Here is a 10,415-nt window from a genome sequence, read left to right as displayed (position 1 = left end):
CAATTTCAAGGTGCCGGCGCCGGATGACTACTATTTTGGTCAGCGTCAGCTCGGCATGGAAATCCGCGACCTCTATGGTTCGCTGATCGATCCGACGCAGGGGCTGGCGGGCGCGATGCGCTCGGGTGGCGATGGTGGCGGTTCGCGCTTGGGCACGCCGCCGCCGATCTCGGTGCTGGTGGCGCTCCATACCGGCATTGTGGAAGTCGATGCGGATGGCAAGGCGACTGTCAGCTTTGACATGCCTGATTTCACCGGCACGGTGCGCGTCATGGCCATGGCCTGGACCGCTTCGGCGGTGGGGCATGCTTCGACCGATGTGATTGTGCGGGACCCGGTGGTTGTGACGCTGAGCCCGCCGCGCTTCCTGCGTGTCGGCGACGAGGCGCGCCTCCTGGTTGAGGTCAACAATGTCGGCGGGGCCGCTGGTTCCTATGAGGTGGCGCTGTCCACCGGCGAGGGGATTTCGACTTCGGCCGAAACCAGTGACGTGGAACTGGGCGAGGGCGAGCGGACTTCGCTCGATCTGAAACTCAACGGCATGCAGATCGGCGATTGGCCGGTACAGTTGACCGTCACGGGGCCGGATGGAACGGCGCAGACCAAGGAACTGCTCCTCGGTGTGCGGCCGACCAGTGCGCCTGTGACCACCAGCCGTTTGGTGCCGATCAAGGCGGATGGCAGTGTCAGCATTGACGCGAGCTATTTCGATGGGCTGCTGGCGGATACCGGGTCGATGACCCTTGCCATCGGGCCGATTGCGCGGCTCGATGTGCCGGGACTGCTGCTCTCGCTCGATCGCTATCCCTATGGTTGTGCCGAACAGACCTCCAGCCGCGCCTTGCCGCTGCTCTACCTCAATGAGGTGGCGCAGATGATCGGGGTGGCCGGGGACGACAAGCTCAACCAGACGGTGATCGATGCCATTGCCAGCACTCTGGCCAAGCAGACGTCGGCCGGTGGTTTTGGTCTCTGGGGACCGTTCGATGGTGGGGATTTCTGGCTCGACGGCTTTGTCACTGACTTCCTGCTGCGCGCCAAGGCGGCCGGCTACGCCGTGCCCGAACAGGCCCTCAGCATGGCGCTCGACAACCTTTCGAACCAGCTCTCCTATGCCAGCGATTTCGACAATGGCGGCGAAGACATTGCCTATGCGCTTTACGACCTGGCTCGTGCCGGTCGGGTAGCCATGGGTGACCTGCGCTACTATTTCGAGGCCCGTCTTGCCGCCTTCGGTTCGCCGCTGGCACAGGCACAACTGGGTGCGGCACTGGCGCTCTATGGCGATACGACGCGCGCCAATGAAGCGTTTGTGGCCGCGGTCGAGAGCGTGGGCAAGGCGCGGGATGGCAATCGCTATCGCAGTGACTATGGCAGCCGCTTGCGGGACATGGCCGGGGTGCTGGCCCTCGCGGCCGAGTTCAAGCCGGCGGGTGTCGATCTGACCTCGCTCGCCAATCAGCTTGCTAAGCTGCGTGACCGCGCCCGTTATACCTCGACCCAGGAGGATACCTGGACATTGCTGGCGGCCTCGGCGCTTGGAGCAGGCACCACGGACGGGTCCGTTACCATCAATGGCGAGGCACTGACGGGGCAGGTTTATCGCCGCGTCGAGCAGGCCGGGTTCGAAACGGTCGAAATCGCCAATGGCGGCTCGGCCGATACCGAGGCTAAGGTGACGGTGACGGGCTATCCGGCAACCCCGCCGGATGCCTCGGACAATGGCTTTGCCATTTCGCGGGCCTATTACCTGCCCGATGGCACTGAGGTCGATCCGACCGAAGGGACGCTCAGCCAGAACGATCGCCTGATCGTGGTGCTGCGCGTGCGGCCGCATGATCTGGGATCGGGGCAATATGTCGTTGCCGATCCGCTGCCGGCGGGCTTTGAAATCGAGAACCCGAACCTGTCGGATGGCGAGGGCGTGTCGGATTTCAACTGGCTGTCGCTGAACTATCCGGTGCATGTGGAATCGCGGACCGACCAATATGTCGCCGCCTTCCGCTATGGCTCGGACCCCGGCACGTTTACGACCGCCTATATGGTTCGCGCGGTAACGCCCGGTACGTTCGTGCTGCCGGGAGCGACCGTGGAAGACATGTATCGTCCTGAATTCCGTGGGAACACGGCGGCGTACTCGATCGAGATCACCGCCCAGGGCCAATGAGCGACGAGGGTACAAAGGTACAAGAAAAGCAGCCGCGCCCCTGGGTGGCGCGGCTGACGCTTTTGGGTTTTTCGGTTTTTGTGCTGGTGCTGGCTGGGGTGATCCAGCTTGTCTCCTGGACCACGACGATTTCAGCTTCGTTGCCGCCGGTACCGGACCTCGAGACCCTGGCGGTTTCGGCGGAGGTGACGGATCGGGATGGGCTGCTGTTGCGGCCGTTTACGACCTCCAGCGGCCATTGGCGCCTGCCGGTGACGCGAGCCGAGGTCGACAAGCGTTTTATCGACATGCTGATCGCCTATGAAGATCGCGGCTTTGCCGGCCATGCGGGCGTGGCATGGAACTCGATGCTGCGAGCGGCGGGGCAGTTCGTGCTGGCCGGGGGCAGGGTGGTTTCGGGTGGCTCGACGCTAACCATGCAGGTGGCGCGGCTGATCGAGGGGCAGCCGACGCGAAACGCCTTCGGCAAGCTCCGGCAGATGATCCATGCGCAGCAGTTGGAAGCCAGTCTCAGCAAGGATGAAATTCTCGATCTCTATCTGACCCTGGCGCCCTATGGCGGGAACATCGAAGGCATTCGTGCGGCGACGCTGGCCTATTTCGGCAAGGAGCCGACACGGCTGACGACGGCGGAGGCGGCTTTGCTCGTGGCGCTGCCGCAGTCGCCCGAGGCGCGGCGGCCAGATCGTGACTCTGCGGCGGCTTTGGCGAGCCGGAACATGGTGCTCGATCGGCTGGTGTCGCTGGGCACCATTGCCGAGGAAGAGGCGCGGGCGGCCAAGCTTGAACCCATTCCGACGGCGCGAAAACCCTTCCCGATGCTGGCGGCGCATATGGCCGAGCAGGCGGTGAAGGCGCAGCCGACGGCGCGGACGGTGGAGCTGACGCTCGACAAAAGATTGCAGGATGCGCTGGAGCGGCTGGCGGCGGCGCGGGCGCGGATGATCGATCCACGGGTGTCCGTGGCGATCCTGGCGGCGGATATCGACACGGGCGAGATTTTGGCCTCGGTGGGGTCGGCCGGGTTGCTGGCGACGGAGAGCGCCGGGTTTGTCGATATGACCAAGGCGATCCGTTCGCCGGGCTCGACGCTGAAGCCTTTGATTTATGGGCTGGCCTTCGAGCTGGGGCTGGCGCATCCGCAGAGCCTGATTGAAGATCGCCCGACGGCATTTGGCGGCTATGTGCCGGTCAATTTCGATGGGTTCAATCGGGGGACGGTCACCATTCATGATGCGCTGACGCAGTCGCTGAATATTCCGGCCGTGGTGGTGCTCGATGCGGTTGGGCCGGCGCGGTTGGTATCGCGGCTGAAGCGCGCCTATGCCAATCCGCGGCTGCCGGTCGATACGGCGCCGAGCCTCGCTGTCGGTCTCGGTGGTGTCGGCATTACGTTGCGCGATCTGGTTTCTGTTTATGCGGCGCTCGCCCATGGTGGCAAGCCGGTGGCGCTTTATGACGGGCTGGGCGCAAGGCCGGTGCCGCATGTGTCGGCTGATGTGCTCGATCCGGTCTCGGCCTGGTATGTGTCTGATATTCTTGCCGATGTGCCGCCGCCGCTGAATGGTTCGCCCGGGCGTGTGGCCTACAAGACCGGCACGTCCTATGGCTATCGGGATGCCTGGGCTATTGGCTTTGATGGCAAGACGGTGGTGGGCGTTTGGGTTGGGCGGCCCGATGGGGCGCCGGTGCCGGGACTGTCGGGGATTACCGGCGCGGCGCCGATCCTCTTTGAAGCCTTTGATCGGTTGGGCAGCCGCAAGGCACCGCTGCCCAAGGCGCCGCCGGGTGTTCTATTCGCATCCAACACGCAGTTGCCTGCGCCGTTGCGGCGCTTCCGGCACCCCAACGAAAATCTCGTGGCGCGGATCTCTGCTCCGGAAATTGCCTTTCCGGCCGATGGGGTGGATGTCGATCTGGGGTTGAGGGGTGGGGCGTTGTCGCCGCTCGTGGTGAAAGTGCGCAATGGGGTGCCACCGTTCACCTTCTTTGCCAATGGCGCGCCGTTTGGGCGCTCACAATTCGCGCGACAGGACAGCTGGACGCCCGATGGGCCAGGCTATGTGACGCTCTCGGTGGTCGATGCCCAGGGGCGTGGCGATACCGTGACGGTGTTTTTGGACTAGATTACGCTGGATGGGCGACGGCCGGCCTTGAGAGGTTTTGGCTTGGCCGCGTCAGCGGCAGGTGGTGCGAACAGCTCGGCGATCGACACGGACATCGCGGTCGCCACCTTGTCGAGAATGCCGATGGAGGGGTTTTCCAGCATGCGTTCGAGGCGGCTGACATAGGTGCGGTCCACGCCCGAAAGCTCCGCGAGCCTATCCTGCGAGAGCTTCCGATCGACGCGAAGGCGTCGCATGTTCCAGGCAACCAGTTCCCTGCTGTCCATTGGGATCGCGCCCCCGACGAATGGGGACTACGCTATCTAAACCCCGTTGCCAAAGCAACGCGACCTAACTTCATGAAAGAACTGGTTTTTCCGTCAGGCTTGGTTCTCAAGCAAATCTTGTGGCGCGGTATCGAGAGCCACGCAGAGGCGGTCGAGTTCGTCGAGGGTAATGTCAAGCTCGCCTGATTCGAGATTTTGCAGTGTCTCGGCAGACCAGCCGAGCCGAGCGACTAACCCTTTAAGCGTCAGCCCCTTTTTCTCGCAGAGGTTGGTGACGTTGTATCCTAGTAGTGTTGCGGCTGGTCGATAGTCCATGAAGTCCACGAGTCGTATGTGCAGGAAGTTGTCCGCTGGGTAGGCCCGACGAGCGCTTGTCGATTTGGTTCATCAATCCGCTCTGTAACGAATGGATCCGATGCACCGGAAATAAGTCGAAGGTGCGGCCCTTTTTTGGGGGGCGTGGAGTTGTCCAAGATTCGCGCGTCGTTCGTCCAGTGCCAATCCGAACCTTTGATACGTGGGCTTCTAGCAAAGGGCGGCCCCGGTCTACCAGACCAGGATCAACCCGGCTTTTGGGCGGGCTCTGCAGTCGCGATTTATTGAGTTTTGGTCGGCGGCGGATGCTGTTGTTTGGCAGCTGCGCTTCCGGTCGCCAAGTCTTGTTCCCGCAAGATTTTTTTGCTTAATTGTAGGTCTATTCGCATCATTAATACGGCTTTAATAGGATGCGTACAATCATCGGATTTGTGAAGGGCTGCATGAAGCGGCTCATGTTTCCAGAAGGAAAGCACCACACATGGGTTCCGATATCTCTCTCTCGAAGGCCGTTCGCTCGAACCTTCTGAGCCTCCAGAACACCGCCGAAATGATGAACAAGACGCAGTCCCGTCTTGCCACCGGCAACAAGGTGAACTCTGCCCTCGACAACCCGTCGAACTTCTTCACGGCATCGGCCCTCAACAGCCGCGCCGCTGATATGAGCAACCTGCTCGACTCTATGGCCTCGGGCATCAAGGTCATTGAAGCCGCCAACAACGGCATCACTGCCCTGACCAAGAACCTGGAATCGATGCAGTCGACCCTGCGTCAGGCTCGCCAGGACAAGTCGTTCCAGACCCAGTCCTTCGAAGTCAGCGACCTCTCCAAGATCTCGCTTGCAGGCGGCCAGTTTGGTGACCTCGGCGTCGACATCAGCCTCGCATCTGCAACTGTCCCGGGCGTGAAGGCCGAGCTGACCACGTCGGCTTCGACCGCCTACGTCGGTCCGGTTTCCACCAGCGACAGCGCCGCTGGCGCCGGTGCCCGCACCCTGCTGACCAAGACCGGCATTGCCGATACCCAGACCATCACCGTCGCCGGCGTCACCGTAACCGCCTCGACTGCGAACCTGGCCTCGGACACGACCTTCGCCGCTGCGATCCAGACTGCTCTCGATGGCAGCGCGGAAGCCGGCAAGTACGTCGTCAGCGTTGGTACCGTTGACAATGCCGGTAAGATTATCATCGAGTCGGTCGATCCGGCCGCCGCTGCTCCCACGGTTGCCTTTGGCGCTGGCGTGACCCAGGCTGTCAAGGGTTCGGCCTCGTTCAACTATTCGGGCGTTCCCACCAGCGTTTCCGTTGGCGGTGTTACGATTTCGACCGGCGCAAACGCCGCCGAATTCGTAGAAAACCTGCGTGCCGACGGCCTCGCCAAGGGCTACAGCGTGGACTACGACGCTGCGACCGGCGATATCAAGCTGACCAACAACGAGCAGGGCGGCACCGCTCCTGTTGTTACTGGTGCTACCGGTGTGACCACTGTCCCCGTTGCCGCTGGCGCCTACACGACCGAAGTTGCTGCCGCCAAGCACTCCTTCACCGTCTCCTATGACGGCAAGACTGCCGACATCTCGATCGGTGGCGTGAAGGCCGGTGCGAACGCTCTCGACGTCAAGAACTGGCAGGATGCGACCCTCGCGTCGGTTTCCGCCCAGCTCGAAGCCAAGGGCATCACCAACGTCGTCGGCAAGTTCGACACTGATGGCAAGTTCTCGCTGGTCGCCAAGACCGCCGAGGCCAAGACCCTTGCCGTCTCCGGTACCGACGCTGTTGCCCTCTTCGGCACCAACGGTGTGAACACCGGCGTTGCTGAAAAGAGCGAACTGAACGCAACCAAGACCGTCGACAAGTTCGTCGAACTGATCAACCGCGACCACGCGGGCAAGGTCCGTGCTTCGAACGACAACGGCAAGCTGCGCATCGAGAACCTCTCGACCCAGGCCCTCAACGTCGGCGTTGACATCAACGGCAACGACGCAGTTGTTGGCTCCAAGATCGAAGGCAACTCGGTCCGTGCGAACCTGTCCAAGCAGTTCAACGAACTGCGCGACCAGCTCGACAAGCTTGCTGATGACTCGTCCTTCAACGGTATCAACCTGCTGCGTGGCGACAAGCTGAAGATCACCTTCAACGAGTCCGGCACGTCCTCGATCGATATCCAGGCCAAGGACGCTAACGGCAACGTGCGTGGCATCAATGCCTCGAACCTCGGTGTCAACAGCCTCGACGCTGAAGACCTCGACACCGACGAAAAGATCGACGCTTTCCTGAGCAAGCTGTCTTCGGCTCTGACCGAACTCCGCCCGCAGGCTTCGTCCTTCGGTTCGAACCTGTCGTCCGTGGAAAACCGTCAGTCGTTCACCAAGAACATGATCAACACGCTGGAAACCGGCGCGGCGAACCTGACCTTGGCTGACACCAACGAAGAAGCTGCAAACCTTCTGGCTCTCCAGACCCGCCAGCAGCTCTCCTCGTCGGCTCTGTCGATGGCTTCCCAGCAGGACCAGGCTGTTCTGCAGCTCCTGCGTTAATCGCAAAAATACTCTTCGGGGGCGGCATCGCCGCCCCCGGTCTTGCCCAGAAGGAAAGACGATGGCCCTGAAACTCACTGTAAAACCCGGAGAAAGTTTCTTCGTCGGCACCGCGGAGATCACCGTGCAGTGCGATTCCATCGTTAACGTTCTGGTAGGGGGCAAGGCCCCCGTTTTGCGTTCCGAGGACCATGTTTCGGACGCCGACCTGACGGACCCCGCCAACCGGCTACGCCACGCCGTGCAGCAGATGTATCTGACCGGCGATGTCACCGGGCATCAGGCTTCATATGTCGAAGCTGTCCAGGCGCTGCTCGCCCAGTCGCCGGAACAGTCTGGCCTTGTGGCCGAGGTCAACGGCCTGCTCATGAGCGGCGCCACCTACAAGGCGATCAAGCTTCTCAAGGTTTTGTCCAATCCCGAGCTGACCGCGACCCGGGCCAAGCTCAAGCTGGTGGGTTGAGCGTCATGGCCGTCACCGCTTTTGCCCTCGCGCCCCAGATCAATGGGTTTGTGCTGGTTGCCGGAAATGTCGCACAGCTGCGCCGTAGCCACACAATGAGCGCGGAGTCCCTTGCCGACCGTGTCGGCTGGAGCGTTGACGCCGTCCATGCGCTTGAGGTAGCCGCCAAGACCGACCTCTCGCTCGATGATATCGATGCCTTGGCAGAGGCGTTCGAGGTAGAGCCTTCGGCGCTCTTCGCTTGAGGCAAGCATTGCAGACGTCAGGCTCGGCCCGATCCCCGCATATGCGGGGATCTTTGTTTTGGGGGAGGGGGCGGGCCTAGCTGTTTGCCCAGCCGCCATCCACAATGAACTGCTGGGCCGAGACCATGGCGCTGTCGTCGGCGGCGAGGAAAAGCGCCATGCGCGCGATATCATCGGGTTTTACACGTCCAGCCAGAGCCTGGGTGGCATCGATCTGGTTTTCGGCCGCTTCGTCGACCCAGTGCGTCAACTGCCGCTCGGTCATTACCCAGCCCGGGACCAGCGAATTGACACGAATGCCGTGCTTGCCCAGCTCGCGCGCCATGCCGCGGCTGAGACCGTGGGTGGCTGCCTTGGCGGTTTCGTAGACCGGGATTTTCGGTGACATGATCATCCAGCTGATCGAGCCGGTATTGATGATCGATCCGCGCTCCGCCTTGATCATCCCGGGCGCCACGGCCTGAATGGCGAAAAAGGCGTGCTTGAGATTGACCGCCATGCGATCATCCCAATATTCCGGCGTCACGTCCTGCCAGTCATGCCGCTGGTCATGCGCCGCGTTGTTGACGAGGGCCAGAGCATCGCCATGCACCGCTGCAAAACCGCCGATGGCTGCCTGATAGGCTGATGTGTCGGTGATATCGCAGCGCGTGAACCGAACCGTGTGACCGGAAGCGGTCAGTTCGGTGGCAAGGGCGGCTCCACGCTCATCCTGAATGTCGACAAAGCCAACCCGAGCACCCTGGGCCGCAAAATTGCGCACCAAGGCCTCACCGATGCCGGAGGCGCCACCGGAGATAACAACGGGCATATCGACAAGGCTGGGATAACGGGCAGTCTGGCTCATGAATCTCTCCGGCGCCTGGAAATGAGGTGCGTACCTCATACTAGCGCGGAAACGGTCCGAGAACCCAGCCCAAACATCATGCTACTGTGGTGACCCTATTTCAGTCCGTTGGTGGCAATGAAGGCGTCGAGCTTTTCCTGCTGCGCCGTGGTCAGCGGCCAGGCCGATGGCGGGCGGGTGGGGCCGCAGTCGCGCCCCAGTGCCGTCAATGCTGCCTTTACGCCGGTAACGTTGGTGCCGTTCATCTCTTCGGCGCGGATATCCTCATAAGCTTTCATGCCGGCGATCAGCTTATTGGCGCTGACATAGTCCCCATTGTCGAGAGCGGCGTGGATGGCGAGGGAGCGTTCGGGCCAGACATTGATGAGGCCCGAGGTGAAGCCGCGGGCACCGACGGCGTAGAGGGCTGGGGCCCAGACTTCGGCCAGGCCGCCGACCCAGACGATGTCGGGATCGCAGGCGGCCTTGGCTTCGGCGAGTTTTAGCGGATTGGGCGTTGCCCATTTAACCCCTTTCACGCCGGGTACGGCGCAGAGGTCGGCGATGGCCTTGGTGCCGATGGTGTCGTTGCGGAGGTAGAGCATCATGGGCAGACCGCCGGAGGCGTCGGCGATGGCTTTGAGGTAGTCGACAATGCCGCGGGGGGCGACGAAGGGATCGGGTGGCTGGTGCACCATGAGGGCCGTGGCGCCGGCATTGGCCGAGATCTTGGCGAGCGCCTGGGCATCGCGAATGCCGCGGCCGACGCCGGCCAGCACGGGGGCGCGGCCGGCGACGAGGTGGACCACCTCACGCACCATGGTGGAGGCTTCGTCTGTGGTGAGGGCGTAGAACTCGCCGGTATTACCGTTGACCACCGGCATGTGGAGACCGGCGCCGAGGGCGCGGTCCAGCACGGGCACCAGCTTTTGCGGGGCGATGTCGCCGTTCTCGTCATAGGGCGTGACGAGAATGCCTGAAATGCCGGTGAGGGCCCTGTCGAGCGTGCGGGTCATTTTTTGGTCCTTTTCGTCCGAGGGATGGCAATCGAGAGTTTGTTCGAACACCGCGCCCATCAGCACGCCCTAGTCGATTTCCGGCTCACCTGCCGCAGCTCCGAAACCTCGTTCCAAAGAGTCGAAGTCGCGGCCTTTGCGGGCCTGGGTGACGTGTTCGGAATCGATGCACGCCCAGTCCCGTTCGAAGTGCGGGGCAGGTGGAGCCAGGCGGATGTTGTCGTCGGGAAGCCGTAGACCAGCGCCGGGCCTTTCCTCCCCTAGGGCCATGATCGTCAGCATCGCCACCCATTCTCCCAAAGGGCATTGGCGATGCTGCAAGGGGGCTAACGAAAGGGGCCCTTTAAGGTCAGAGTTTGACCAGCGTCTTGACGTCGACCGGCAGGCCGGTCGCAAAGGACTGGTTGGCGGCGATGCCGGTCAGGATCGAAAGGGCGCCGTCGCGATGGTTGGCG

General features: G+C 62.4%; 10 protein-coding genes. 5 read left to right on the top strand and 5 right to left on the bottom strand.

From position 1 onward, the window contains the following. Positions 1–2,167, top strand: a 2,167-nt coding sequence (locus tag J0I64_RS04870; RefSeq protein ID WP_291406487.1) for an alpha-2-macroglobulin family protein, incomplete at its 5' end; no start/stop codon positions are given. Further along, positions 2,164–4,293 (top strand): penicillin-binding protein 1C, encoded by a 2,130-nt coding sequence (gene pbpC, locus J0I64_RS04865; protein ID WP_291406486.1) that lies wholly within the window; start codon positions 2,164–2,166, stop codon positions 4,291–4,293. The genes J0I64_RS04870 and pbpC, both read left to right, overlap by 4 nt. Here pbpC and J0I64_RS04860 read toward each other — a convergent pair. Together J0I64_RS04860 and J0I64_RS04855 are read right to left on the bottom strand one after the other, a co-directional pair. Next, positions 4,290–4,559 carry a helix-turn-helix transcriptional regulator gene (locus tag J0I64_RS04860; protein WP_291406485.1) on the bottom strand — a complete coding sequence of 90 codons (270 nt, stop codon included), beginning with the start codon at positions 4,557–4,559 and terminating at the stop codon, positions 4,290–4,292. The two genes, pbpC and J0I64_RS04860, sit on opposite strands and share 4 nt — an antisense overlap. 93 nt (positions 4,560–4,652) lie before the next feature. Beyond that, positions 4,653–4,874 (bottom strand): helix-turn-helix transcriptional regulator, encoded by a 222-nt coding sequence (locus J0I64_RS04855; protein ID WP_291406484.1) that lies wholly within the window; start codon positions 4,872–4,874, stop codon positions 4,653–4,655. Between the two features lie 481 nt (positions 4,875–5,355). Between J0I64_RS04855 and J0I64_RS04850 the strand changes: the two genes are divergently transcribed. From J0I64_RS04850 to J0I64_RS04840, 3 genes are all read left to right on the top strand, one after another. Continuing rightward, on the top strand, positions 5,356–7,410 hold the full coding sequence (locus J0I64_RS04850; protein WP_291406483.1) for a flagellin: 2,055 nt from the start codon (positions 5,356–5,358) through the stop codon (positions 7,408–7,410). A gap of 61 nt (positions 7,411–7,471) precedes the next feature. Continuing rightward, the gene (locus J0I64_RS04845) at positions 7,472–7,873 is read left to right on the top strand and encodes a flagellar biosynthesis repressor FlbT (RefSeq protein WP_291406482.1); all 402 of its coding nucleotides are present in this window, start codon (positions 7,472–7,474) and stop codon (positions 7,871–7,873) included. Between the two features lie 5 nt (positions 7,874–7,878). Beyond that, on the top strand, positions 7,879–8,118 hold the full coding sequence (locus J0I64_RS04840) for a helix-turn-helix transcriptional regulator (protein WP_291406481.1): 240 nt from the start codon (positions 7,879–7,881) through the stop codon (positions 8,116–8,118). 76 nt (positions 8,119–8,194) lie between these two features. On the opposite strand, the gene J0I64_RS04835 is transcribed toward J0I64_RS04840, so the two are convergent. The 3 genes from J0I64_RS04835 to J0I64_RS04825 form a co-directional block, all read right to left on the bottom strand. Further along, positions 8,195–8,965, bottom strand: coding sequence for an SDR family oxidoreductase (locus J0I64_RS04835; protein ID WP_291406480.1), 771 nt, complete (start codon positions 8,963–8,965; stop codon positions 8,195–8,197). A gap of 95 nt (positions 8,966–9,060) precedes the next feature. Beyond that, the gene (locus J0I64_RS04830) at positions 9,061–9,960 is read right to left on the bottom strand and encodes a dihydrodipicolinate synthase family protein (RefSeq protein ID WP_291406479.1); all 900 of its coding nucleotides are present in this window, start codon (positions 9,958–9,960) and stop codon (positions 9,061–9,063) included. Positions 9,961–10,029: 69 nt separating this feature from the next. Next, entirely contained in the window at positions 10,030–10,242 is a 213-nt protein-coding gene (locus J0I64_RS04825; protein WP_291406478.1) for a hypothetical protein, read from the bottom strand. Positions 10,243–10,415: the final 173 nt, after the last annotated feature.

The organism is Devosia sp. (assembly GCF_017307565.1).
GTDB lineage: Bacteria > Pseudomonadota > Alphaproteobacteria > Rhizobiales > Devosiaceae > Devosia.
This window is presented reverse-complemented; position numbering and strand designations above follow the sequence as displayed.

Bases quoted from the DNA above. Each gene is read 5' to 3' on its own strand.
- pbpC (WP_291406486.1), top strand. From the start codon at position 2,164: ATGAGCGACGAGGGTACAAAGGTACAAGAAAAGCAGCCGCGCCCCTGG.
- J0I64_RS04845 (WP_291406482.1), top strand. From the start codon at position 7,472: ATGGCCCTGAAACTCACTGTAAAACCCGGAGAAAGTTTCTTCGTCGGC.
- J0I64_RS04855 (WP_291406484.1), bottom strand. From the start codon at position 4,874: ATGGACTATCGACCAGCCGCAACACTACTAGGATACAACGTCACCAAC.
- J0I64_RS04860 (WP_291406485.1), bottom strand. From the start codon at position 4,559: ATGGACAGCAGGGAACTGGTTGCCTGGAACATGCGACGCCTTCGCGTC.
- J0I64_RS04850 (WP_291406483.1), top strand. From the start codon at position 5,356: ATGGGTTCCGATATCTCTCTCTCGAAGGCCGTTCGCTCGAACCTTCTG.
- J0I64_RS04835 (WP_291406480.1), bottom strand. From the start codon at position 8,965: ATGAGCCAGACTGCCCGTTATCCCAGCCTTGTCGATATGCCCGTTGTT.
- J0I64_RS04840 (WP_291406481.1), top strand. From the start codon at position 7,879: ATGGCCGTCACCGCTTTTGCCCTCGCGCCCCAGATCAATGGGTTTGTG.
- J0I64_RS04830 (WP_291406479.1), bottom strand. From the start codon at position 9,960: ATGACCCGCACGCTCGACAGGGCCCTCACCGGCATTTCAGGCATTCTC.
- J0I64_RS04825 (WP_291406478.1), bottom strand. From the start codon at position 10,242: ATGCTGACGATCATGGCCCTAGGGGAGGAAAGGCCCGGCGCTGGTCTA.